The organism is Brachyspira sp. SAP_772 (assembly GCF_009755885.1).
In the GTDB taxonomy this organism is placed as follows: domain Bacteria; phylum Spirochaetota; class Brachyspiria; order Brachyspirales; family Brachyspiraceae; genus Brachyspira.
In genome coordinates this window covers 324810-351446 of the sequence record NZ_VYIX01000002.1, presented here as the reverse complement: position 1 = coordinate 351446, position 26637 = coordinate 324810, and the positions used below count along the sequence as shown (strand labels likewise).

The 26637-nt window shown below is 28.2% G+C and carries 21 protein-coding genes and 1 riboswitch; of the genes, 7 read left to right on the top strand and 14 right to left on the bottom strand.

The window, feature by feature from the left end:
• Nucleotides 1-547 precede the first annotated feature (547 nt).
• Together GQX97_RS06795 and GQX97_RS06790 are read right to left on the bottom strand one after the other, a co-directional pair.
• Nucleotides 548-1918, bottom strand: a complete 1371-nt coding sequence (locus GQX97_RS06795; RefSeq protein ID WP_157151196.1) for a phage terminase large subunit — start codon at nucleotides 1916-1918, stop codon at nucleotides 548-550.
• A gap of 214 nt (nucleotides 1919-2132) precedes the next feature.
• Complete coding sequence (locus GQX97_RS06790) at nucleotides 2133-2603, bottom strand: hypothetical protein (RefSeq protein WP_157151195.1); 471 nt, start codon at nucleotides 2601-2603, stop codon at nucleotides 2133-2135.
• Nucleotides 2604-2722: 119 nt separating this feature from the next.
• Between GQX97_RS06790 and GQX97_RS06785 the strand changes: the two genes are divergently transcribed.
• Together GQX97_RS06785 and GQX97_RS06780 are read left to right on the top strand one after the other, a co-directional pair.
• Nucleotides 2723-3166 carry a hypothetical protein gene (locus GQX97_RS06785; RefSeq protein ID WP_157151194.1) on the top strand — a complete coding sequence of 148 codons (444 nt, stop codon included), beginning with the start codon at nucleotides 2723-2725 and terminating at the stop codon, nucleotides 3164-3166.
• A 79-nt stretch (nucleotides 3167-3245) separates the two neighbouring features.
• Nucleotides 3246-3554, top strand: a complete 309-nt coding sequence (locus tag GQX97_RS06780; protein WP_232473274.1) for a hypothetical protein — start codon at nucleotides 3246-3248, stop codon at nucleotides 3552-3554.
• Nucleotides 3555-3656: 102 nt separating this feature from the next.
• Here the strand turns inward: GQX97_RS06780 and GQX97_RS06775 are convergent, their stop codons facing one another.
• Nucleotides 3657-4754, bottom strand: a complete 1098-nt coding sequence (locus GQX97_RS06775) for an ankyrin repeat domain-containing protein (protein ID WP_157151192.1) — start codon at nucleotides 4752-4754, stop codon at nucleotides 3657-3659.
• A gap of 297 nt (nucleotides 4755-5051) precedes the next feature.
• Between GQX97_RS06775 and GQX97_RS06770 the strand changes: the two genes are divergently transcribed.
• Entirely contained in the window at nucleotides 5052-6206 is a 1155-nt protein-coding gene (locus tag GQX97_RS06770; protein ID WP_157151191.1) for a leucine-rich repeat domain-containing protein, read from the top strand.
• Nucleotides 6207-6549: 343 nt separating this feature from the next.
• Here the strand turns inward: GQX97_RS06770 and GQX97_RS06765 are convergent, their stop codons facing one another.
• The 3 genes from GQX97_RS06765 to GQX97_RS06755 all read right to left on the bottom strand — a co-directional run bounded on the left by GQX97_RS06765 (nucleotide 6550) and on the right by GQX97_RS06755 (nucleotide 10007).
• The gene (locus GQX97_RS06765; RefSeq protein WP_157151190.1) at nucleotides 6550-8484 is read right to left on the bottom strand and encodes a beta-glucoside-specific PTS transporter subunit IIABC; all 1935 of its coding nucleotides are present in this window, start codon (nucleotides 8482-8484) and stop codon (nucleotides 6550-6552) included.
• Between the two features lie 104 nt (nucleotides 8485-8588).
• The gene (gene licT, locus GQX97_RS06760) at nucleotides 8589-9434 is read right to left on the bottom strand and encodes a BglG family transcription antiterminator LicT (RefSeq protein WP_157151189.1); all 846 of its coding nucleotides are present in this window, start codon (nucleotides 9432-9434) and stop codon (nucleotides 8589-8591) included.
• Between the two features lie 312 nt (nucleotides 9435-9746).
• Entirely contained in the window at nucleotides 9747-10007 is a 261-nt protein-coding gene (locus GQX97_RS06755; RefSeq protein WP_157151188.1) for a hypothetical protein, read from the bottom strand.
• A gap of 156 nt (nucleotides 10008-10163) precedes the next feature.
• Here GQX97_RS06755 and GQX97_RS06750 point away from each other — a divergent pair, with 156 nt between their 5' ends.
• Both GQX97_RS06750 and GQX97_RS06745 read left to right on the top strand, forming a co-directional pair.
• A complete protein-coding gene (locus tag GQX97_RS06750; protein WP_157151187.1) occupies nucleotides 10164-12221 on the top strand; it encodes a DUF262 domain-containing protein in 2058 nt (685 codons plus the stop codon).
• Nucleotides 12222-12244: 23 nt separating this feature from the next.
• Nucleotides 12245-12409 (top strand): zinc ribbon domain-containing protein, encoded by a 165-nt coding sequence (locus GQX97_RS06745; RefSeq protein ID WP_157151186.1) that lies wholly within the window; start codon nucleotides 12245-12247, stop codon nucleotides 12407-12409.
• 32 nt (nucleotides 12410-12441) lie between these two features.
• On the opposite strand, the gene GQX97_RS06740 is transcribed toward GQX97_RS06745, so the two are convergent.
• On the bottom strand, nucleotides 12442-13452 hold the full coding sequence (locus tag GQX97_RS06740; protein WP_157151185.1) for an Ldh family oxidoreductase: 1011 nt from the start codon (nucleotides 13450-13452) through the stop codon (nucleotides 12442-12444).
• Between the two features lie 364 nt (nucleotides 13453-13816).
• Between GQX97_RS06740 and GQX97_RS06735 the strand changes: the two genes are divergently transcribed.
• A complete protein-coding gene (locus GQX97_RS06735; RefSeq protein WP_157151751.1) occupies nucleotides 13817-15970 on the top strand; it encodes a U32 family peptidase in 2154 nt (717 codons plus the stop codon).
• 46 nt (nucleotides 15971-16016) lie between these two features.
• Here GQX97_RS06735 and celB read toward each other — a convergent pair whose 3' ends face one another.
• Nucleotides 16017-17357 carry a PTS cellobiose transporter subunit IIC gene (gene celB / locus GQX97_RS06730; protein ID WP_157151184.1) on the bottom strand — a complete coding sequence of 447 codons (1341 nt, stop codon included), beginning with the start codon at nucleotides 17355-17357 and terminating at the stop codon, nucleotides 16017-16019.
• Between the two features lie 173 nt (nucleotides 17358-17530).
• Between celB and GQX97_RS06725 the strand changes: the two genes are divergently transcribed.
• A complete protein-coding gene (locus GQX97_RS06725; RefSeq protein ID WP_157151183.1) occupies nucleotides 17531-18955 on the top strand; it encodes a 6-phospho-beta-glucosidase in 1425 nt (474 codons plus the stop codon).
• A gap of 97 nt (nucleotides 18956-19052) precedes the next feature.
• On the opposite strand, the gene GQX97_RS06720 is transcribed toward GQX97_RS06725, so the two are convergent.
• The 6 genes from GQX97_RS06720 to xylB all read right to left on the bottom strand — a co-directional run bounded on the left by GQX97_RS06720 (nucleotide 19053) and on the right by xylB (nucleotide 26579).
• Nucleotides 19053-20345 carry a dicarboxylate/amino acid:cation symporter gene (locus GQX97_RS06720; protein WP_157151182.1) on the bottom strand — a complete coding sequence of 431 codons (1293 nt, stop codon included), beginning with the start codon at nucleotides 20343-20345 and terminating at the stop codon, nucleotides 19053-19055.
• 172 nt (nucleotides 20346-20517) lie between these two features.
• Nucleotides 20518-20988 carry a 6,7-dimethyl-8-ribityllumazine synthase gene (gene ribE / locus GQX97_RS06715; protein WP_157151181.1) on the bottom strand — a complete coding sequence of 157 codons (471 nt, stop codon included), beginning with the start codon at nucleotides 20986-20988 and terminating at the stop codon, nucleotides 20518-20520.
• A 320-nt stretch (nucleotides 20989-21308) separates the two neighbouring features.
• Entirely contained in the window at nucleotides 21309-22508 is a 1200-nt protein-coding gene (locus tag GQX97_RS06710) for a bifunctional 3,4-dihydroxy-2-butanone-4-phosphate synthase/GTP cyclohydrolase II (protein WP_157151180.1), read from the bottom strand.
• Between the two features lie 280 nt (nucleotides 22509-22788).
• Nucleotides 22789-23427 carry a riboflavin synthase gene (locus GQX97_RS06705; RefSeq protein ID WP_157151179.1) on the bottom strand — a complete coding sequence of 213 codons (639 nt, stop codon included), beginning with the start codon at nucleotides 23425-23427 and terminating at the stop codon, nucleotides 22789-22791.
• Nucleotides 23428-23577: 150 nt separating this feature from the next.
• A complete protein-coding gene (ribD, locus tag GQX97_RS06700; RefSeq protein ID WP_157151178.1) occupies nucleotides 23578-24675 on the bottom strand; it encodes a bifunctional diaminohydroxyphosphoribosylaminopyrimidine deaminase/5-amino-6-(5-phosphoribosylamino)uracil reductase RibD in 1098 nt (365 codons plus the stop codon).
• 135 nt (nucleotides 24676-24810) lie between these two features.
• A riboswitch (FMN riboswitch) is annotated at nucleotides 24811-24948 on the bottom strand.
• Nucleotides 24949-25073: 125 nt separating this feature from the next.
• Nucleotides 25074-26579, bottom strand: a complete 1506-nt coding sequence (gene xylB / locus GQX97_RS06695) for a xylulokinase (RefSeq protein WP_157151177.1) — start codon at nucleotides 26577-26579, stop codon at nucleotides 25074-25076.
• Nucleotides 26580-26637 lie beyond the last annotated feature (58 nt).

Sequence of the window (26637 nt, the reverse complement as noted above, 5' to 3'; positions counted from 1 at the left end):
CTTTTTGCTGCGGGAAAAAGAACAAGAAAATTTTAAGTTTTTTATTATTTGCGGGGACTAGCCCCCGCACCCCCACTTCTTTTGCCGATAGGCACCTACTCGGTATTGGTATAAAAGAAGCAAAAGAACTGCATTGTTTTAGCTAAAATATTTGCATTACCTTACACTTTATACATATTTCAAAACATATAAAGCTATAGTATTTGCGTTTTTTGCAACTTTTTGACGAAGTCCTCACAGCGAGAGCGACAAAAAAGTTGAATAAAAAACTTATTATATATATTGAGAACTTTAATTTTATCAAAGATATTTTTTTAGTTTTTTATTTGCGGGGACTAGTCCCCGAGCCCCACTTCTTTTGCCGATAGGCACCTACTCGGTATTGGTATAAAAGAACCAAAAGAACTGCATTTTATTATAAATTTTATAATTTAATTGTATATTAAAAGGTATTCCTCCGCACGTATAAGAAGCTATAATTGAAGCATAGCATTATCGTGCGGCAAGGTGGTACAGCTCGTACGTGGGAAAAAGAACAATAAAAAAATTAATTCCCAAAAATAAAATCCATCAAACTATTATTTTTATCTTCTCCTTCAATTCTTCCATTATCTTCTGCCTCTTCCATTCCAAAGTTTATTAAGCTTGATAAAGCATCTGGAAAATCCAAATAACTAAAAACATCTCCTTTAATACTGCTTATAGAATCATCAAAATTAAGCAATTGACGAAGAGCTATATATCCGCGTCCATTATTAGTTTGAAGCCATTTATCGGTATCAGAGCCCTCAGGCACTTCCTGCCAGCCCATAGGGAAATACACCCTTTCATATATCACATAACTTGCATTTACTATTCTCTCTATTTTATTTTTATGCACAAAAAACGGCGTTACTTCAAAATGTTTCTCAAGTCTTTTAACTAATTCTTTTTGAGCAAAATTACTTTCGCAGAATATTTTTTTAACGTTTCTATTTGCTAAAAAATTTGTTATGCTTTCATCAGTTGTTGAGTTTGAATCATTACGCATAAGTCCGCTGTCTATCAAATAAATATCATTATTGATTTGTGTATACACTATAACAGCAGTAAAACAGTTATACTCCCCAAATGCAGGGTCTACTATCGCTTTATGTTCATAAGAATATATTTTCTCTCTTTCTTTATTTTCATCATAGAACTTTAATTTTGAATACAAAAAAACTTTTCCCTGTTTATTTTTTATTTTGCCGAGCCATATATGTTCATACATTTTTGGCATAAGCTTTAATGTGGATAATCTTGATTTATTTAGTATGTCGCTAAAATAATAATTGCCGTCATAGTTAATAAAAGTAATTAATATATTAGCATCCTCATATTCTTTATAATAATACTCTTTGTTTGTTTTATCTCTATAGACTTTATTATATAAACTAAATTGACTTACAACCCTATAAATAAAATCAGTTTCAAAGCGAGGATTAAATGCAAGCCATATCTCACTTTTATCAGCCCTTATGGAAGGCTCTAATATTTCGTAGCTTCTTTGTGTGAGAGTTTGGGCTTCTTCTATAAAACATATTCTTACATTATAAATAGATTTAATTTCTTCTATAGAACATTCTCTAATACCTAAAAATATAAATTTAGAGTTTGTTATTTTGTTTATTATCTCATTTCTTTTTACCATAAAAAACTCATTTAAATTAAGTTCTTTTATAATGCTTATAAGAAGAGGATAAGTTGAATAAGAAATAGACTTTTGAATCTCTCTAGCACACAATATCACTCCATTAATTTCAAAGCTTTTAGCTATTAGTATCCTTGCAATAGATTCACTTTTTCCGCCTCCTCGTCCTCCGAATGCTATTTTTAGTCGTTTTTCAGTATTAATCCATTTTTCAAAAGGTTTTAAAATGTTTATATTAATATTCATAAATTATCTCAAATGTATAAAGATTATAAGTAATTATAAAAAATTTTCCGCACGCACGGTGTGAAGATAAAAATATAAAAATAATTACTAATCAAAATTATTTTTATTTATAGAGTATACTTATCATGCGTTAATAAATGATAATTTTTTAAGTATAAAAATATATATGTTATTTTCTTTAGTAACTTAAAAAATACATGTGCATACATTTTTATTAATTGTCAAACCCTACTCTTATATTTATTTTATTATTGTTTTCTCTCTCTTCTCTTTTTTTTCTTATATATTCTAGCCTTTTATCATAACGCTTTTTTAATAATTCAAAAAATACTATAATTGCTCTTTCATTTGGTGGGTTATATTTATAAACTATTTTTTTAGTTTTTGATTCATTGCCTTCTTTATCTGTTTTTATCTCTTTTATAATATCTTTACTATAATACCCTAATGACTTTTTTATTAAGGCATTTTCTATTTTTATTTTGGCATCAATAAAATATTCATCTTTTGCTTTTCTTATTTTTTTTATTAAACTTTTTTTATATTTTTTGCTCGATTTGTTAATATAGCTTTTTAATTTATCATAGCTTATATTTAGTTCTTTACTTATTTCTTCAATTGTTGGATTCTTTTTTTTGATAAGATAATATATTTCATTTTCTATTTTTTTAGTATATTTATTCATAATATTCCATTTTTTTAATATATAATATAAGTGTTAAATATAAGTAATTATAATGAAAAATATATTTGAAAAAGCAGTATTTTTGTTATATTTAGTAAAAGTAAAAAGGAGAGTAAAATATGAGTAAAAAATTTTTAAGTGTGTTTGGTATATTATTTTTGAGCAGCATTCTTGTTTTAAGCTGCAGTAATACAAATAAAACAGGAAGCGGTGATAATAATAGTAGTAATAATGGAAGCGGTTCTGGAACAGGCGGTATTGGTGATGGCGGAACAACTCCTCAAGGCATAGCAAAATATGCCGGCACTTGGACAGCCACATTTGACGGAGGTCTAACTACTTATGATATTATTATAAGTACTGATAGCAGTGTAAAAATAAAAGATGAAGCTGGAGAAACAAAAGCTGAAAATATACAAGGTTCTGAAAATACATATACTATGACTGTGCAACATGGTTCAACTGTCGATCCTTCTAATATTACTATTACTTTTGAATCTGATAATTCTGGTAATATAACGGATGAAGATTTTGGAAGTGGGACTATATCAAAAAATAATTAATGAATAAATAAAAATAGGAAATTAAAATATGAGTAAAAAATTATTAAGTTTAACTTCGATTTTGTTTTTAGTTGGTATTTTGTCCATAAGCTGCAGCAATTCAGATAAAACAGGCTCTAGCAAAGGTTTAGGATATTATGCTGGAACTTGGGAACTTGCACCTACTACAGTAAATGCAACTATAACTATATCAAATGATGGAACTGTAACTTTTAATAACGATAAAAGTACAAATGTAACAGATAAAGGAAATGAAACTTATGAAGTAAAATTTACTCCAGCAAATGAAGGTGAATCTATTCTCACTCTAACATTTACTAGCGATACTGCTGGAATTTTCATTTTATCTGGATCTACTGCCGGTAGTGGAACATTGAAAAAACAATAATAGTAAATATAAGATTTAAAAATAGAAAAGGCTTTAAACATTTAGTTCAAAGCCTTTTTATATATCTAAACCCCATACACTTTCTATATTTATTCAATAACTTTATTTTTTTGCCAAGCTTCTTTTTGTAATTAAATCAACTATATCTGTGTTGCCATTTTCCATAGCATACATTAAAGCATTTTTTGATAAGTTATCTACTATAGTCAAATCTGCACCGCCGTCAAGTAAATATTGTACAGAATCATAATCTCCATTTTCTGCGGCAAACATCAAAGCAGTTTTACCGTCATTATCTTTAATATTTATATCAGCATTAGCATTAATTAATGATAAAACAATATCCTTCTTGCCAGATATGCTAGCCCATATTAAAGCAGTTCTTCCATCTGCCATTCTATAATTAATGTCAGCCTTACCTATTAAAAGTGATGACACTATATCATTCAAACCCAAAGATGAAGCTAAAGCAAGTGTTGTAATATTTCCATAATACCCATAACTAGATACTACATTAGCATCAGCATTTCTCTCAAGAAGCATTTTAGCTACTTCTCCATTGCCCTTAGCTATAGCATAAAATAAAGCATTAGCTCCAACATTATTAACTTTATTTATCTCACTTCCATTATCAAGCAATAGTTTAATTATATCGTCATGATTATTATAAGCAGCAACCATAAGAGGAGTCATATTATAATTTGCATCATCAGGATTAATATAAAGACCAGCCATATTAACATCAGCACCAGCATTAATAATCATTTCTGTTATAGTATAATATCCCTTGCCAGCTGCCTGAAGTAAAGCCGTAGTGCCGTTATTAACTTTTATATTTGGATTAGCATTCTTAGCAAGCAAATAAGAAGCTATATCAACATATCCATTTTCTGCTGCATAAGTTAAAGCAGTTTTTCCATGTATACAAGTGGCATTAACATCTATTTTCTGAGATAAAAGCAAAACAACTATGTCTTTATATCCTCTAAAAGTGGCTGTCATTAAAGCATTATGCCCCTGCATATCACCAAAATCTATATAGCTAGAAATAGAACCGTCAGAAATTAATCTTCTTATTCCATTAATATTTCCTGTACTTGAATAATCTAACAGTTGGTCTAGTTTACCAGTGTTAGTATTTTGAGAAAATAAAAAAGATATATTAAAAATAAGTATAAAAATCAAACTAAGATAACGCATAATAACATTCCTCAAATATAGTTTTAGCCTCATTATAAATTCGGAATTTGAATATATAATATTGAATGATTGCGGTAAAAAACTTGATTAAACCAACAATTTATTCACCGCACGGTAGACGTATTTTTGTTTATAATTTAAATTCAATTGTTAATAATTTTTATATTTTAAATTTTACTTTGCGTGCGTTGAACTTGTTTCAAATAATAAAGAGGTTTAATAAATTTTTTAATGAAATAAAATATATTTTGTTATATTACTAAAGTAAGATATATTATAATAATTAAGGATAAAAAAATGAAAAGAATAATATTTATAGTTTTGATTGCATCTTTGTTATTATCATGCAAAAGTCAATCAACATCTCCAGACAATAACACATCAGACGGAGGAGCATCTTCTGGAGGCGATAATAATACTGAAACTCCTGAGCCGCCTCCTTTTATAATAAGTGAAGAGGCAAAAAAATATGGTATAGATATAAATACTGCCACATCAGAAACGATAAAAACTGCATTAAATAAATATTATAATGATAAAACAGAGTATAAAATAATATTTACAAATACTTCTACAAGGAGTTATGATAAATATACCAATCTTGGTACTATAATAAATGAGATTAAAGACATTAATAATATAACAGTATCATTTGAAAATGTGCAATTTCAAAATAACAAACTTCCTGATTATATATTAGGGGGTGATTCTTCTGCTAATAGGAATATAACTAAAGTTATTCTTCCTGATTATATAACTATTATAGGACAAAAAGTATTTTTTAATTGTTATGTTTTAGCAGAAGTAAATATGCCTAAAAAATTACAAGAAATAGGAATTAGTGTTTTTTATAATACTAAAGTAAAAAATATTGATTTACCTGATGGACTAAAAATTATAAATGATAGAGCTTTTAAAATTTCTATTATAGAAAATATTGATATACCTGACTCTGTAACAAGTATAGGTGAAGCTATATTTGACTCATGTAAGCAATTGCAAACTTTCAAATTACCTAAAAATTTCAATGTTATACCTAAATCTGCTTTTGCTAGCTGTTCTGCATTAAAAACTATAACTATACAAGAGTCTATTACTTCTATAGAGGATTCAGCTTTTTATGCATGTACTGGTGCTGAAAATTTTGTGTTTGAAGGAGAAAATCCAAAATTAACAACTATAGGAGACTCTGCTTTTGGTTGGTGTAGTAAATTAGCAACTATTACAATACCTGCTAGTGTTAAAACCATTAAAGATTTAGCTTTTTATACATGCCCATTATTAACAAGCATAACATTTTTATCAGAAACACCTCCTTCAATGAATGGAAGTAGAATTTTTGAAAGTACTCCTTTAAAAACTATAAATGTACCTAAAGGCTCAAAAGATGCATACGAAGCTCTAAAAGGTAAACATAGTATTTCTAAAGATGTTGTTATAAACGAGATATAATTTTTATGATGTTATTTAATAAATAAAATTTATTAACGCACGGTGAATGCATTTTTGCATATAGTTTAAATTGCAATTTCAAATAAGCATATATTTTCAATGCACTCTGCGTGCGGTCAATAATTTTTAAGATTAAACAAAACTTGGGCGGGCATTAATATTTTTTATTAGACAATAAAAAATATAAAGCTAAGAAGTTCGGATAAAAGCAATAAATATAGAAGGGCGGGAAATTATAAGTAAGTAAAAAATATAATGGCCTTGATAAATAAATACCAAGACCATTTTTATATATTAATATTTTTTATATATTAATTATAATCAATTATTTTATTTGATAAAATTAATGTATTACAGTCAATATTGAATCTTTATAATTTATATTAATATCACTTTCTGTTTCTAATACGTCTAAATATTCATTAGTATTTACTATGATAATAGGACTTTCTATTGAGTAACCTTCTTTTATAATAGAGTCAATATCAAATTCTAATAAAGTATCTCCAATAGAAACTCTATCACCTTCTTTTAAATTGCTTTTAAAATATTTTCCATTTAATTCTACAGTATTAATACCTATATGAATTAATATTTCTATACCGCTATCAGATGTTAAACCTATAGCATGGAGTGTTGGGATAACTGTGCTAATAGTACCATTTATAGGGGATACTGCCTTACCTTCTTCTGGTATTATCAAAGCTCCTTTACCTAAACTTTCAGATGAAAAAGCTCCATCTTTTGAATCTTTTAATTTTAATAATTTACCTTTTAATGGGCTGAATATAGTTTCTTTACTAAGCAAATCTGTTTTATTATTTTTATTATTTATATTTTCATTGTTTTCTGCAAATTCTGTATTTTCTATATTTTTATCTCTATAGGTAAAGAAAGTTATTACAAACCCTAATACTACAGCTAAAACAGCTCCTAATATTGCTACTATTATATTTCCGCTTGTGCCGTCAGGATTAATCATAGCTGGAAATTCAAATATACCCATTCCGCCAGCAAAGAATTTTCTAAAATTAAAATGTCCGTAAAAACCTCCTATTAAAGCTCCAACAATACAGCTTATTATAAAAGGCTTTTTCATAGGAAGTGTAATACCATAAATAGCAGGTTCTGTAACTCCAAATATACTTGATATAAAGTTAGGCAAAGCCATCTCTTTAATCTTCATATTATTTGTCTTTGCAAATATAGCAAGTAAAACTCCAGCAGTTGCAAAAGTACATCCAAAGAAAGGCATCATTATATTATCATAACCTAATGTTACCATGTTGTTAATGTACACAGGTATAAATCCCCAATGCATGCCAAATATTACAAGTATCTGCCAAGTACCTCCCACTATAGCACCTGCAACTAAAGGGCTTATATTTCTAATTGCAAATACAACTTGAGATATAATCATAGAGCCAAACATTGTTATAGGTCCTATAATTAAAAAACCTATAGGTAATGATATCAACAACACAAGCATAGGTACTATAAAGAATTTTACTAAGTCTGGTATTATCTTATTAAAAAGCTTCTCACACTTAGAAGCAAAATAAACTATAAATATTACAGGTATTACTGTCGATGTATAATCCATTGATATTATAGGTATTCCTAAGATATTTATATAAACATCAGAAGCAAATATTGTATTAGCAAACAATGTATATAAAGGCTCAGCATTTTTTGATAATGTGCTTAATTGTAAAGCAGGATAGCACATAGCAGCACCTATTGCTAAACCCAACATAGGTTTTAAATTAAATTTCTTAGCTGAAGTAAAACCCAAAAACAAAGGCAAAAACATAAATAATGCATCGCCTATTCCATTAAGAAGTATTGAAACTCCTGAACTGTCTTTATATAAACCTAAGGCAAGAAATAAAGCATTAAATCCCTTAAGCATTCCGCATGCAGACATAACTCCTAATATAGGCTGAAATATTCCAGACACTATATCTATAGCTCTGTTAAACCAATTTCCTTTACTGCTTTCTTCTTCATTATTAGAGCTTTTACTTTCTAACCCAGCAATATTGCATACATCAGCATAAACTTCTGCCACATGATTACCTATAACAACTTGATACTGACCTCCGCTTTTCATCACTGTAACAATACCATTCATGTTTTTTAACACATCATCATTTGCCTTACTCTCATCTTTTAATTTGAATCTTAATCTCGTAATGCAATGCGTAAGAGAATTAATATTTTCTTTTCCTCCTACATTTTTAATAATTTCTTTTGCTAATGATTCGTATTTTCCCATCAGCGTATCCTCCAATATAATAAATTTTTTATTTATAATAATGAAGGTTTGGCCAACTTAATGTCACCATCCAAATATATTAAAAATCATATATAAATATTTTTTTATTCCTGCCTTTTTGCCTTTTCTATATGTATAGTTAAATATAATTTTTCCTCATCACTTATATCATAAGAATAAGAAAGTAAAATATATTCCGCTATTTTTAAAGTGCATTCATAAGCTTCTTTATATTTAGTTTTTACCACAGCAAGCAAATCTTCATCTTCATTGCCATTATAAATATTTTTCTGAAATATCCTTAATGCAAAAAATTTTAGATGAGTTATAAATCTATTATAATATAGCGATTCATCATTAAACTTTATATTAAAATGCCTCTCCACTATCATAACTATTTTTTGTATAAGTTTTGTAATCTCTCCCATTTCTTTTATGCATCCGCACTCATCATTAGTTTGAGCATTAACTATATGAAGTGCTATAAAACCAGCTTCATCATCTGAAAGTCTTATATTAAAATCATTTTCTATTATATCTATAGCTTTTAAACCTATACTATATTCATCTTTATAGAATTTCTTTATATCCCAAAGCATCATATTTTTTATATTGATACCTTCCTTAGTTCTTACTATTGCCATGTATATATGGTCCATTAAAGTGATATATAAAAAATCGTTTAAACTTCTCTCTGCTTTAGTTTTAGCATATTCAATAATTTTTTCTGTAGTGTTTAGATACTCTGCTGGTATATCTTTTAATAGCTGCTGAAGTTTGCTGTTATTATCTGAATTTTCTAATAGGAATGTTTTATCAATTTTCTCTTCGTCTATTTCATCGCCAATTTTTTTACCAAAAGCTATACCCCTTCCCATAACAATTTTTTCTGTCTTACCATTTTCAAAAACAACAACTACATTATTATTAAGTATCTTTCCTACTTTCATAATAAATTCTCCTAAAAATAAAAAAACCTATTTATATAAAAACAAAATATATAATTCTTCCGAATTTCATTTTTATATAAATAGGTTTAGCTTGTCTTTAAAAGGTTTAATGTAAAAAACAATTACTATCCAATATGATATTATCATCATAAACTATATAACATTAATTGTCAACAATTTTTTATATTAAGTTATAAATAAAACTTGTGCGGGCGTTAACATTTCTTTTTAAACAATAAATAATACCAAATCAAGAATTGCAGATAAAAACAATAAAAATAGAGGGCGGGAAATGTAATTAATTTTTTAACCCTATTTAATATCCCAGCCTTTATCTTCACAGAATTTTATTGCTATATCATTTCCTTCTTTAGCCATCCCAATAATTGAATTTTTTATTAATTCTTTAGAGTGTTCATTACCTGAATTGTAAAATGTATCTAAATCATTATATGCTTCTTCAGCATATTTTTTAAATTTTTTTGAATCTTTGCTAAATATTTTGGGTAATATAAAATATCTAGTAAAAGCAAATACAACCATTATCACTAATAAAAATATTAATCCTGACATATACAAATCCTATATAAATATTATAAACAATATTTTTATTTTTATCAATAAAGGGTAGAAAATTTTAAAATATAGTTAATGCCTAAATCGTATAAAAATTATAGAGTTTTTACAAAAATAGTGTATTATTAGCGTATAGAGTTTTAGGAGTAAATAATGAAAGCTAGTGAAGCTAAATTAAATGATTTAATTAAAAAAAATGATATTCAATTTGTTATACCAGTATATCAAAGAAACTATGATTGGACTATAAAAGAATGTAAAGTATTACTAAATGATATAAAAGATGCGGGTAAATTAAATAGAGAACATTTTATAGGAAGCATAGTATATGTTGATGATCATGCACCTAAAACAGGAATACAAGAATTAATTATAGTAGATGGTCAGCAAAGATTAACTACAATTATATTAATTTATTTAAGATTATATAAATTAGCAGAAGAATTAAATGATACTAGATTAAGAGATAGAATGTATGAACATTATCTTATAAACAAATATGCTAATACAGACGAAGAAAAAATAAAATTAAAGCCAACAGAAAATAATGATAAAGCATTAAAATCTATTTTTTCAAATAATGAGTTCAAGGAAAAATCTAATATAATAGATAATTATAATTTTTTTGAAAAAGAAATAACAGATATTAATTATGAAACAATTTTAGATGGATTAGAGAAATTAATATTCGTTGATATGTCTTTAGATAGAAAAGAAGATGATCCTCAGCGTATATTTGAGAGTTTAAACTCTACAGGTTTAACATTATCTCAAGGGGATTTAATAAGAAACTATATTTTGATGAAATTAAATTCAAAAGAGCAAAAATATATTTATGAAACTTATTGGGAACATATAGAAAAAAATGCAAGAGATGAAAGTCTTAATAAAGATATGGTATCAGACTTTATTCGAGATTTTATGACTGCAGAATATAATAAAATACCAAATAAAAATAGGATATATGAAGAGTTCAAAGAAAAATATTCTATAAGTGATTTAAATCAAATAGAGAACTATTTAAATACTTTGAAAGAGTACTCAAATTATTATAATAAACTATTAAACCCAAAAAATGAAATAGATAAAGATATATTTATAAAACTTGAAAATATAAAGACATTAGAGGTAAATGTTTCATATCCATTCTTTTTAAAAATTTATAAAGACTATAATGATAAAGTTATAGATAATAAAACTTTTTTAAAAATTATTGATTTAATAGAATCTTTTGTATTTAGAAGATTTATATGTGATGTATTTAGTAATGCTATGAATAAAATATTTATGTCATTATATAGTAAAATAGATAAAAATAATTATTATGATTCATTAGAAGAATATTTATGCAGATTAAAAAATGTTCAGAGATTTCCAGATAATGATGAAGTTATTAATAAATTGAAAGAAAAAGATATATATAATGGTATTAATACAAAAAGAAAATTATATTTATTTAATAAATTAGAAATGGGACTTGGAAAAACGGTTATTGATTTTTCAAAAACTGATTTTGAAATAGAACATATATTCCCACAAAATCCTGTGAAAGAATGGAAAGATAATTTAAAAGACAAAGAATACGAAAAAATGCAAAGTAGACTTCATACAATAGCTAATTTAACAATATCAGCAAACAACAAAGAACTTTCAAATAAAACTTTTTTAGATAAAAAAAATATGAATGTGGATAATAAAGAACAGGGATATAAATACAGTCATCTTTGGCTTAATGAATATTTAAAAACTATAGATGAATGGAATATTAAAAATTTAGAAACACGCTTTGATAAATTAAAAGACAGATTCATTATAGTATGGATATATCCAAATGTAAAAATAGAAAAAAATAATAATATAATTACTGAAGAAGTTAATATATTTGAAGCAGATGACCCTACAGGTAAAAAATTAGACTATATAATATTTAATGGCGAAAAAATAAATATAACTGATGTATCAAAACTATTTAGTCATATATTAAAATATTATTATAATCAAAACTCTAATTTATTTTTTACTGAAGAGATGCAAAATTTAATACAGATTACAAAAAATAAAAATGAGCTTAGATCTGAATATCCAATAGATATAAATGATATATATTTTGCAGAAAATAATTACAGCAGCGAAAGAAAATTTTATTTAATTAAATATTTAATAGAAAAATTTGATATGGAAGATGAACTTTATATTAAGTATAAAGATTAATAATTATAATTAAGGAGTTTTTTATGTTGCCTTTTGTTGGGCCTTTCCTTTATAAATGTAATGATTGCGGTAAAATATTTGAAAAATCTCACAAAATAAATATTGTGGATATAATACTTTCTAAGCATAAATGCCCTAAGTGCGGAAGCAGAAATACAAAATCAATTGATTATATGATAAGAAAATAAAATTATATTATTTACTTATCTTTTGCTATACTTTAAGTAGTTTTATCAAAAATATATTTATAAACATGCTCAGATAAAGGTATTCCATTTTTTAAATAATCAAAAAAACAAGACTCTTCTCTCTCTCCAGGTATTGATATAGTTTTGCCTTCTTTTAAAGCAGGTTCTTTTCTTATATCATCAATAAATGACTGCACAGTATTTAAATAAGTATCTAAATCATTATAAACAGCAGGATCAACAACAAGCATAAATGTAGAAAGGTTTCTTTTTTTATCCATATCGCCGTACATTTTTACTAAATTATTGCAGTATGCCTGCCCTATTAAAAGCCCAGTAAAAGCTTCAACCATAGTCATTATTAAATATCCCTTAACTCCGCCGAAAGGAACAACATATTTTATTTCATGAGGATTGGAACTAGGATTGCCATTCTTATCAACTCCCCAATTCATAGGTACTGTTTCATTATTTTTACGTGCTGTAAATATGCGTCCTAATGATACCTCACTTGTTGCCATATCTCCAAGTATAAAATCTTTTTTGGCAGGAAAACCATAACTTATAGGATTAGTTCCGAAAAATGGTCTCTTTCCGCCAAAAGGTATAACACAAGGATCAGTATTAACCATTATTAAAGAAACTTTTTTATTATTTATAGCCATTTTGTTATAATAGCCTAAAGCACCTGAATGACTATTATTTTTTATTCCTATTAAAGCAATACCCTGTTTTTCAACTGTCTCTAAAGCCCATTCCATAGCATACTGCGTTGCAACATGTCCAAATCCGCCGTCAGCATCCATTAATGCAAAAGAAGGTCTTTTTTCTTCTATATTAAATTTTGAATTTAAATTTATTCCTCCAGCTTTTATTCTTTTTATATAATGCTCTACCCTAATAACTCCATGAGAATGTATGCCGCTCATATCAGCGTAAATTAATAAATCTGTTACTATAGCCGCCTGTTCATTTGATACACCTACCGCTTTGAATTTATCATATACTTTTTGCATTAAATCATTTACTTTCACTTTAATCATTATACAAATACCTTTTTATTTAATAAACATAATAAAGTTTACATAATTATAGATACAATGTCAATAATTGAAATATTAAATTTAAAAAGAACAAAAAGAACTGCAACTATAAAATATAATTATTAAAAATCTATTTAACACTTGAATTCATTTACTTATATGCTATAGTTTAACAATATATACAATTTTTGTATTTTAGTATATGTAAATGTTTTAATATCATTAACTTAAATTATTTTAAATATAGTCCTTTTGCTTCTTTGGGTCACGCCGCAGGCACTTCCTTCGGTCGCAAAAGAAGTAGGGGTTTGGGGACTAGTCCCCAAAATAATAAAAATTTACTAAATTAGGAAATAACTTGAATATAAAAAGTCAAAACAAAAAAATAGAATTGCTCGCACCGGTTGGAGATGAAAGAGGTTTAAAGGCTGCTGTTAATGCGGGAGCTGATGCTGTGTATTTTGGCACTAAAAGTTTTAATGCGAGAGTTGGTGCTGCAGAAAACTTTGATGAAAAGGCTTTAGAAAATAATATAAAATTCGCAAAATTAAGAAATGTGAATGTTTATATTACAGTTAATACTTTGGTTTATAATGATGAGATTGATAAAGTGCTTCCTCTCATAAAAAGCGTTTATAATTTGGGAGCTGATGCCATTATAGTGCAGGACTTAGGAATTATTGATATTGTTAGAAATAATTTAAATATTGCCATGCATGCAAGCACTCAGATGTCTTGTAATAATTTAGATAGTGTAAAACTTTTAAAAAACGTAGGAATTGACAGAGTTGTTTTAGCACGCGAGATGAGTTTAGAGAATATAAAATATATTAGAGATAACATAGACATAGAACTTGAAACTTTTGTGCATGGAGCTTTATGCGTAAGTTTTTCTGGTCAATGTGCCTATTCTTATTTGCATGGGGGAAGGAGTGCAAACCGAGGAGCATGTGCCCAGCCTTGCAGAATGGAATACACTGGCGGAAAAACCGATTATCCTCTAAGCACTAAGGACTTGATGACTATTGATATAATACCAAACTTGCTTGAAAGCGGAATAACTTCTTTTAAAATTGAAGGCAGAGCAAAAAGAAGCGAATATGCAGCAATCACAACTTCAATATATAGACATGCAATTGATTTGGCTTTAGAAAATAAGGATATACCTACCCAAAAATATAGAGAAAGTTTAATGAAGATTTTTAATAGAGGCGGATTTTCTCAAGGATATTATTATAACTCAAAAGATATTTTTGAAAATTATAAGCCAAGTCATGATGGAGAATATATAGGAGAAGTTACAGCATACAAGAAAAACAAAATATATATAAAAGCAGAGAAAGAATTAAATGTTTATGATGGGATTTCATTTGGAGAGAGCGGACAGGTAGGAATGCAAATTTCTGATTTATATAAAGATAATGTGAGGGTAAAAAGAGAGAAAGGAAATTTAAGTTTTTCAGCTGTTATAAAAAATGTAAATGTAGGCGATGAAGTTTATAGAACTACTGATAAACTTCAAATGGACGAGGCAGAGAAAATAATTGAAAGCGATAATTTTAAGCATTTGCTTGATTTAAATTGTATTGTTGGTTTTAATAATGAAAAAATAAAATTGATAGTTACAAGCAAATATGATGATAGACTAAACAATATAGAATATATTAGCAATTATATAATTCAAGAAGCTAAAACAAAATCAACAACAAAAGAAGATATTTTTAATTCTCTTTCAAAAACTGGAGGCACTGTATTTGAATTTGAGAATATTAATATTGAAGAGAATTTTAAAAATCCTTTTATACCTGTAAAAATTTTAAATGAAGCAAGAAGAAGCTTAATTGAAAAATTAGAAAATGTTTTAATGCAGTCAAAAAAAATTAATTATAATAAAAATATATACACAAATATTAATTATCCAAACACCAATATAAAAGTATTAATTGCAGGAAGTGAAGAGAAAATTAATTTATATTCTGATATTCATTATGATAAAAAAATATTATTTCCAAGTGTTTATGATGAAAATATAATTAAACTTTTTGAAGCTAAAAAAATAGACGGAATAATTCTCCCTCATGTAACATTTGATAAAGATATTGAAGTGATAAAAAGCATAGTAGAGAAAACAAGCGGTATGATTGTGATATGCAATAATTTGGGACACATTGAAGCACTTAAAGGAAAAGCTATATTATGGGCTGGCATTGGGCTTAATGCAATTAATAATTACACTGTAGACTTTTTATACAAATTAGGAGTTGACGTTGTTATATCGGCCATTGAAGCAGGCAAAAATTTAAAACATACATTATCTATAAAAGAAGGTTTAATTCCAGCGATGAACTTTTCATTCTGTCCAAAGAGTATGTCTGTGGGCTGTTCTAAATGCAAAGAAGAAGATATTATTGACCACAAAGGAAATGTTGTAATATTTGATTGTGTGAAGATATATAACAAAACAAGCTTTATATTAGAGAATATAAAAAATAAAACAGGTGAAATTTATATAAAATAAGAGGCAAGATTAATATCTCACCTCTTAAATAGTAAATATATATTTATTAGTTTGCAGCAGCGCTTTCTTCTTTTTCTAATTCTTTTAAATACATATTAAGGAAAGGTTTATATATAAAATAATCTAAAATTATTAAAGCAATAACTAATATAGGTGCAACAAAGTTTAAATTAGTAGAGATAAAAGAACCTAATATAGAAGGGGTAGTCCAAGGCACTAATGCCACAACCCTACCTATTATATTAAGCTTCATAAACGTATAGCTTATAGTAGCATTAATTACAGGAGTTAAAATGAAAGGTATAACAAATATAGGATTCATTACTATAGGAGCCCCAAACATTATAGGCTCATTAATATTAAAGAAACCGGGTACTATAGAAAGTTTTCCAATATATTTCATATGAGCATTTTTAGTCATAATCATAGCAATACATAAACCCAAAGTAGCACCAGAACCTCCAAAATATACGAAACAATTCATAAACTCACCAGATAAAATTTTAGGTATCTGTTCGCCTGCTGCAAGAGCTGTCTGATTAAGAGCCAAATTAGTAAGAGCAATAGGCTGTAAAACAACATTAACTACATTAGCACCATGTATACCGCAAAACCACAAAATATGTACTAATAGTAATATAATTATTATAGATACTAAGCCATCAGACATATTTAACAATGGCTGTAAAATTTTCATAATTAAATCTGGAACCATAATTTTCATATTATTTTGTATAAGCATGTTTATAGTTTGGAATACAAAAGAAATTACAATTACAGGAACTAATATTTCAAAAGATTTAGATATAGCAGGAGGAACTGAATCAGGAAGTTTAATCATAATGTTTTTAGTAACTAAAAATCTTGCTATCTCTACAGATAATAAAGCAGCAATAATAGCAACAAAAAGTCCCTTAGCATCTAAGTATCTTGCATCTAAAACTCCAACATTAACTTCCTCAGCTACATGCAATAACTCAGCAGCAGCTCCTACTACAGTTACAGCTAAAGATTTTGCAGATAATAACAAAAAAGCATACATAGACAATAAACCATTTGTAGTTTGATCTTGTCCATAATATCCAGCTAAAGAATGTCCAATACCAAAAGCAACAAATAATGACAATATTCCCATACTAACATTAAATATTTGTATATAATTTCCTGCAAATGCTTTCACAAAATTTTCATAAGGAGGAAAATACAAAAAATTTGTTGGATCATTTAAAGGTAAGTTAAATAATAATAATACAAAAGAACCTATAATAATAAATGGTGTTGCAAATACAAAACCATCTTTAACGGCATTTAAATATCTGTTCATGGCAACTTTTGACATTATTGGAAGAAATTTGCTTTCCATGAAAGCATTGAATTTTTCTTTCATTGTTATCTCCTTCAATTTTCTTTTCATTTGTTTATAGTATAATTATCAAATTTCATAATTTCAATTAAAGTTATATTAATTAATTACCAGATTAATGTGGAAAAAATCTTGTTTGAGTTTTTATATTTTTCATATTATTTTTATATTACTTTGAATATATCAAGGAGTAATTTATGCCATTTAAAGAAGGTTTTTTATGGGGCGGAGCTACCGCAGCAAATCAATGTGAAGGTGGATTTAACAAAGGCGGAAGAGGCTTAGCTAATGTAGATGTTGCTCCGCATGGTAAAGATAGAGTTGCTGTTATTAAAGGAAAAATGAAAATGTTTGATTTTGATAATGAACATTTTTATCCTTCAAAAGACGCTATAGAAATGTATACTCACTATAAAGAAGATATAAAGCTTTTTGCTGAGATGGGTTTTAAAGTTTATAGAATGTCTATTGCTTGGAGTAGAATATTTCCTAAAGGTGATGAAGAGAAACCTAATGAAGAAGGTTTGAAATTTTATGAAGATGTATTTAAAGAGTGTTTAAAATACAATATAAAACCTTTAGTAACTATCACACATTTTGACTGCCCTATGCATTTAATTACAAAATATGGCGGTTGGAAAAATAGAATAATGATAAAATTCTATGAGAATCTTTGTAATGCTATATTTAACAGATACAAAGGTTTAGTTGAATATTGGCTTACTTTCAATGAAATAAATATGATTTTGCATGCACCTTTTATGGGAGCTGGGCTTTATTTCGAAGAGGGTGAAAACGAAGAGGAGATGAAATATCAGGCAAGCCATCATGAATTGGTTGCTAGTGCAATAGCTACTAAAATAGCTCATGAAGTAGACCCTAACAATAAAGTTGGATGTATGTTAGCTGCTGGAGTTTATTATCCTTACTCTTCAAAACCTGAAGATGTATTAGCTGCTCAACAAAAAAATGATGAGATGTATTTCTTTGTTGATGTGCAATCTAGAGGAAAATATCCTAATTATGCTTTAAAAAAGTTTGAAAGAGAAAAATTAAATATAAAAATGGAAAAAGAAGATTTAGACTTGTTAGCTAAATATACTGTTGATTTTATTTCTTTCTCTTATTATTCAACAAGATGTGCTAAAGCAGATGCAGGTGAAATTACTACAGGTAAAGATAATTTGGTAGGAGATATAAAAAACCCAGAATTAAAACAAACTGATTGGGGTTGGACTGTTGATCCGCTTGGTATAAGAATAACTTTAAATGATATTTATGATAGATATCAAAAGCCTATGTTTATAGTAGAAAATGGACTTGGTGCTTATGATAAGGCAGATGAAAATGGTTATGTGGAAGATGATTATAGAATAGAGTATTTGAGAGAGCATATAAAAAACATGAAAGATGCTGTTGAAATTGATGGGGTTGATTTGATAGGATACACTACTTGGGGACCTATAGATTTGGTTTCTGCTGGTACTGGTGAAATGTCTAAGAGATATGGATTCATATATGTAGACAGAGATGATTTTGGTAATGGTACTTTAAAAAGAAGCAAGAAAAAATCATTCTATTGGTACAAACAAGTTATAGATAGTAATGGGGAAAATTTATAATAGAGGTATTTTTTATTTTATTGTTAAGGCTTTTAGTGTTTTCTCAACTAAAAGCCTTTATTTTATTTAATTTTATTTTACAAACTCTAATAAATATTTAATCTTGCCACTTACTCATATCCATCTGTTTAGTAATCTTAGCAACCACTGCAGTACCGCATAAATCTCCAGATATATTAAGAGCAGTTCTTCCCATATCAAGTATAGCATCTATTCCAAGTATCATACCATAAGCAGCTGCAACATTTACATTAGAGTTAATATCAAGCCCAATAGAATTAAGCACCATAAGAAGCATAATAGAACCAGCTCCCGGAACCCCAGCAGTGCCAACAGCAGCAAGTACAGATACTATTACAACAGTTAACTGAGAATTAAAATCTAATGCGTTACCAGTAGCATTTGATATAAATATAGCACATATACCTAAATATATGGCAGTACCATTCATGTTAATTGTAGCACCTAACGGTAAAGTGAAACTATAAATACCCTGATTAATACCCATCTTTTCATCAGCCGCTTTCATAGATATAGGCAATGTGCCTCCAGAAGAACGTGTAACAAATGCAGTAAATAGCGGTTCAAAAATTTTAACTAAAAACTTCTTAGGGTTAATTCCAAAGATAATATTTATTATGCTGTAAACAATTATAAGCTGAATAGCAAAAGCAATATATATAGTATATGTAACTTTTAATAATGATTTAAAAGACTCAGGACCATTTTTTGCAAATACTGTAAATATTAATGCCAACACCCCTATAGGAGCATAAAACATAATCCAGCCCACTATTCTTATTATAATATGAGTACATCCGTCAAAAAACTTATAAACTATTTCTGCAGTATCTTTTGTTTTTTCATTATCCCTGCAAAATGCCAAAGATATGCCGAAAAATATAGAGAAAAATATTGTAGGAAGTACATCTCCATCGCCTTTAGCAAAAGATGAAAATGGGTTTGTTGGTATTGTTGAAAGAAGCGTATCTATAAAATTAGGCTTTACAAACTCTTTTGTGGTAGCCATAGCCATATTCAAATCCAAATCCAAACCCGGTTTTATTAAATTACCTACAGCAAGACCAAAAACAGAAGATATTACAGAAGTTATCATATAGAAAAGAAGTATAATAACTCCAACTATACCAAGATGCTTTGGTGAAATACTCGAAACCCCGCTTATTAAAGTAAAAATAATTACAGGCATTACTATCATTTTTAATAGCCTTATAAAAATATTACCTATAGGGTCTGATATTGAAATCAAAGCAGTTAATGTTTCAGCAGATGCATATGCCGAAGCAAGCATTCCAAGTACAGCACCAATTATTAAGCTAATTAGTATTACAATAAGTAATTTACTTTTTAAATCTTTTACTATAGACATAGTTATAATCCTAAAAATAGTTTGTAAAATAATAGTATGTAAAAATGTTTTAAAAAATCAATATTAAATAATAAAATAATATTTATTTTTAACAAAAAAATTATTTACAAAAAAATAAACACTGTATTATTGTTACAACTAATAACAAAATGTATATTATATCTATAATATTTTACTTTTCTATTTCTCTTATTAAATTAACCATCTCAATAGCACCCATAGCAGAATCAAAGCCTTTGTTGCCTGATTTAGTGCCTGCTCTTTCAATAGCCTGCTCTATGTTTTCAGTAGTAAGAACCCCAAACATTACAGGTATATCAGAATTAAGAGAAACATTAGCAATACCCTTAGACACTTCAGCACAAACATAATCATAATGAGTAGTAGAACCTCTTATAACAGCACCCAAACATATAACAGCATCATATTTTTTTGATTTAGCCATTTTTGAAGCTATTAGAGGTATTTCAAAAGCACCGGGCACCCAAGCAACAGTAATATCATCGTCTTTAATATCATGACGAGATAAAGCGTCCAATGCACCGCCCAAAAGTTTAGAAACAATAAATTCATTGAATCTAGCACACACTATACCGATTTTAATTTTTTTCTCACTAACGAGTTTTCCTTCAAAAGTTTTCATTTTATTCTATCCTTTTATTTATTATTAGGTCATTAATATTTTATTGGGGTTTCACCCCAAACCCCAGTTCTTTTGGTGACCCAAAGAACCAAAAGGACTGCAATTTTCTATTTTTGTATTTCATTAAAATCTTTAATCAAAAACATATTGTATTGTTTTTACATAAAAAATTATGAGCTTTTATATATTCTTATAATTTTATCTCGTTTCATAAACCTCCTAATAATTAATAAACCTCCTAAATATATAAAAAACTTGTTTGATAATGAGTTACTGACATTTTTGCAAATGCCAATTACTCACAAGCTTTCTATCTAAAATTAATCAAGAATGTGCCCCATACGCTCCTTTTTTGTTTGAAGATAAAATAAATCGTACTCTGTTGCTTCTATCTGTATAGGTATCCTCTCTTCTATTTCAAGTCCATAATTCTCTAAATGTTTTATTTTCTCTGGGTTATTAGTCATTATCCTTACGCTTTTAATGCCCAATTTTTTTAACATCTGATAAGCCTCATAATATTCACGCATATCATCTCTAAAACCCAAAGCCCTATTAGCATCAACTGTATCAAGACCTCTATCTTGAAGTTCATAAGCCTTTAGTTTATTAACAAGTCCTATTCCTCTGCCCTCTTGACGCATATAAACCATTATGCCCCTGCCTTCTTCAGCAATAGCACGCATAGCATAATTATACTGCTCTCCGCAATCACATCTTCTAGAGCCTAATGCATCGCCTGTTAAACATTCTGAATGCACCCTGCATAAAACATCTTCACCGTCGCTAATATCTCCCATAGTAAGCACAACATGATGCTGTTTTGTTATTTTGTTTACGAATGTTAATATTTCAAACTCGCCGTATTTTGTTGGCATTTTAGCCTTGGCATAAAGCTCCATCAAATCTTCATTTTTCTTTCTATAGTCTATTAAAGCAGATACTGTTATCATTTTAAGATTATGTTTTTTAGAAAACTCAATTAAATCATCTCTTCTCATCATATCGCCATTATCTTTCATAATCTCGCAGCATAAACCGCATTCTTTTAAGCCTGCTAATCTCATTAAATCAACAGTAGCTTCAGTATGCCCCATTCTCACTAACACTCCGCCCTCTTTTGCAAGTAATGGAAACATATGACCGGGACGTCTAAAATCTTCTGCTTTAGCATTTTCATCAACCACTTTTAAAGCAGTGATAGACCTCTCAACTGCAGATATTCCTGTAGTAGTGTCAACATGGTCAATAGATACTGTGAAAGCTGTTTCATGATTATCAGTATTTTTTGTAACCATTTGATTTAAGTTTAATTTGTTTGTAATCTCTCTGCTCATAGGCATGCATATTAAGCCTTTAGCATAAGTAGCCATAAAGTTAATATTTTCTGTAGTAGCAAACTCTGCCGCACAGATTAAATCGCCCTCATTTTCTCTATCTTCATCATCAGAAACAACGATTATTTTTCCGTTTCTTAAATCTTCTAAAGCCTCATCAATAGTGCTGTAAACATTTTCCATTTTTTAACTCTCCTTTTATTTTTTTATCATATAGTAAAAATTTTTAATTTTAATATTTGCAGGGCTTTGCCCCCTGCGAAGCGTGCCCGTAGGGTAGCACCCCACTTCTTTTGCCGATAGGCACCTACTCGGTATTGGTATAAAAGAAGCAAAAGAACTGCATTTTCAATACAATTCTATAGTATTCTATATTTAATACATATTATACTTATACAAACTACTATAATTATGCCTTTTGAAAAACGCAGACATTCCAGTATAAATCTCAAAAAACAATATTTTAAAACCCATTCTTAAATAAGAACTCCATTGTAATGTTAGATTTTTTACTGTCATTATCTTCTTTAAATGTTAAAAGCCTTTCAACATATTTGCCTATAACATCATTTTCAATATTAACCTTGTCCCCTTCTTTTTTATAATATAACACAGTCTCTTTTAATGTATGCGGAATAACGGCTATAGAAAAAGTATTATCAGTTAAACTAGCCACCGTTAAACTTATACCGTCAACAGCAACCGAACCTTTTTCTACAATATACTTCATTAAATGTTTAGGCACTTCAATAGTAAGTATAATAGCATTATCATCTTTCTTCATAGACTTAATGCTTCCCACTCCGTCAATATGTCCGCTTACTATATGACCTCCAAATCTTCCTCTTAAAGTCATAGCCCTCTCAAGATTAACTTTACTTCCATTTTTTAAACTTCCCAAATTAGTACGATTCAAAGTTTCTTGAGTAACATCAGCATTAAATATTTTATTATCAAAACTAGATACAGTTAAACAAGTACCATTAACAGCAACGCTATCACCCAAATGCAAATCATCAAATATTTTACTTGCTTCTATTGTAATAACTTTGCTTTGTACCGATTTAACAGTTCCTATTTCTTCAACTATACCAGTAAACATTATTAAGTAATCCTATAAAAATTTATAAATTATAATTTCTTTGATGACATTGAATGCAAAATAATACAAATGCAGTCCTTTTGCTTCTTTGGGTCACCAAAAGAAGTAGGGGTCTGGGGACTAGTCCCCAGTAATCAAGTATTATATAAATTAATACTTTAAATAATACTCCAAAAATAAATCATCTTCTATCTTTGTTATACTACTTCCAATAAGCCTAATAGCATCATCAGGCTCTTCTATTCCTTCGCCTCCTATAGGGCTTTTTGCCTCAAAACCGCCAAATATTTTTGGTGCTATATAAACTAAAGCTTTATTTACTAACTTTTCTTTTAATAAACTAGCATGTAAACTTGCCCCACCCTCAACATACACACTGTCAATGTCTTTTTCTTCTCCGAGTATTTTCATCAAATCTTTTAAACTTACTCTTCCACCATCACTTTCTGTTTTTATTATCTCTACACCTAACCCTTCAAGCTCTTTTATTTTTTTATAATCATCACTCACAGTAGCTATAAAAGTTTTTATATCTTTTGCTGTTTTACAAATATTAGACTCTAAACTTATTTTTAATGAACTATCCAAAATTATTCTTATAGGGTTTCTAGTGTTTGGAAGCCTACAATTAAGCATAGGGTTATCTTCTATTACAGTGTTTATTCCAACCATTATAGCAGAATATTTATTCCTAAACCTATGAGAATGCTCTCTTGTTTTTTCGCTAGTTATCCACTTTGATTTACCGCTCACTGTAGCAATTTTACCGTCCATAGTCATAGCATATTTCATTACAACAAAAGGTCTTTTATTAGTTATATAGTAGAAAAAAACTTCATTTAATTTTCTGCACTCTTCTTCAAGCACATTTACTACAACCTCAATTCCAGCATCTTGTAATTTTTTTATGCCGCCACCTGCCACTTTAGGATTGGAATCCACACAGCCTATAATAACTTTTTTTAATTTGTTTTTTATAATAGCATCAGCACAAGGAGGAGTTTTTCCATAATGAGAACAAGGCTCTAAGGTTACATATATTGAAGCTCCCTCAACATCTTCACCTCTTTCCTTTGCATCCAAAAAAGCATTAATCTCAGCATGATTCTCACCATATTTTTTATGATATCCAATGCCTATAACTTTATTCTCTTTCACTATAACAGCACCAACTAAAGGATTAGGACTAGTAAAACCCTCTCCTTTTTTAGCCTCTTCTATAGCCATTCTCATATATTTTTCATGCATAATGTTAATACTCTTAAAAAATATTTATATGAATCTTTGGTATTTTTTTGATAGGATACTATGAACTATAAACAAAAAAACTCTAAATGTTTACACACTTAGAGCATAATTTTTTGATATGTAGTTTACATTAAAAAACATCTTCTACCATCCAGACTTTAACTGTCGGTTTTGGAATTGCACCAAATCTGCTATTTTTGAATGCAGGAAACATCAAAAAGGCTCGCGGACTTTACCGCCGGTATGGAATTTCACCTAGCCCCGAAGATTTATATATTAGTTAGTATACACAAATTTTTTTTATTGTCAAGTATACAAAAATTGTTATAGCTTTTATAATGAGTTCGTATTTTTTAATATTTTTATGTTATAACCAAAATTTTAAATACAATAATTCATTATCCTATACTTCTAATTGACGACATTAAATGCTTATTTACTTTATAAGCCTCTTTAAATATTTGATAATACTCTGAATATATTTTTACATTTTCTTTTATGGGTATTATTGGTTTATCATCATGCTTTATTAATTCTTTTATAGCTTCTCTATAACCACTATATACACCGCTTCCAACCATAGCAGTTATAGCAGCACCTAAAGCAGCCTGCTCTTTTGTTTTAGAAACATATATTTCTTTGTCTAATATATCAGCCTGTATCTGAAGCCATAATTTACTGTGAGAGCCTCCACCAGATGCTATTAACTTATCACACTCAAAATGCATATCATCTGTTAATATTGAAAAGCAATCCTTTAACGAATATACAACACCTTCCATTATAGATTTTAAAATATGATATTTAGTATGCTTTAATGTTAATCCCAAAAACATAGCAGATGCATCACTATTCATATGAGGAGTTCTCTCGCCAGATAAATATGGAAGAAATATTAAACCTTCACACCCTGCTGCTATTTTCTGAGCATTCAAATCTATATTAAAAAATGATTCTTCATTACTACAAAAATTGTTTCTAGCCCATTTTAATGCTAACCCAGATGATAATGCCGCCCCTAAATAATACCAAGTGTTTGGCATCACAAAATTAAATGTATGAGAGTTCTTGTTATATACTGCTTTATCTATAGGCATAAAAATTTGACCACCTGTGCCTATAGTTATTGATGCAGTTTTTGTTTCTATAATTCCATTTCCTATAGCCTGCATCGCTTGGTCTGCCCCACCATACATTACATTAATGCTTTCATTCAAACCAGTCTCTTCTGATGCTTTTTTACTAACTTTACCCGCTATCTCACGAGGATAATATACATCCGGAAATATGTCGCTTCTTATATCAAGCTTTTTTATTATCTCATAAGACCATTTATTTTCATTTGAATCAAAAGCACAGGTAGAAGCTGCATCTGTTATATCTGTAGCAATAATACCCGTAAGCTTATATCTTATATAATCCTTAGGCAGTATCACTTTATATATTTTATCATAATTGTTTTTTTCATTATTTTTTATCCACAAAAGTGATGCTATTTGAAAGCCTGTTGCTAATGGACTATGAGTGATTTTTATTATATTATCCTTGCCTATTTTTTCATTTATATAATTTACTTCATTTGATGTTCTACTATCGCACCATATTATTGATTTTCTAATAGCATCCCCATTACTATCTAAAGCTACAAGCCCATGCATTTGTCCTGAAAAACTTATAGCTTTAATTACAGCATTATTATATTTTGATTTTAATTGACTTAGTGCATCTTTTATTGTAATAACTGTAGCATTCCACCACACATCAACATCTTGTTCTGCCCAATTTAAATATGGAGTGTCAAAATTATAATCTTTTTGAGATATAGAAAGTATTTCTGCATTTTGAGATATTATCAAAGTTTTTACAGATGATGTTCCTAAATCTATTCCAATAAAACAATCCATAATTTTATCCTACAAAATATTATATATATTTTAGTATATCATAAAATAATAATTTTTT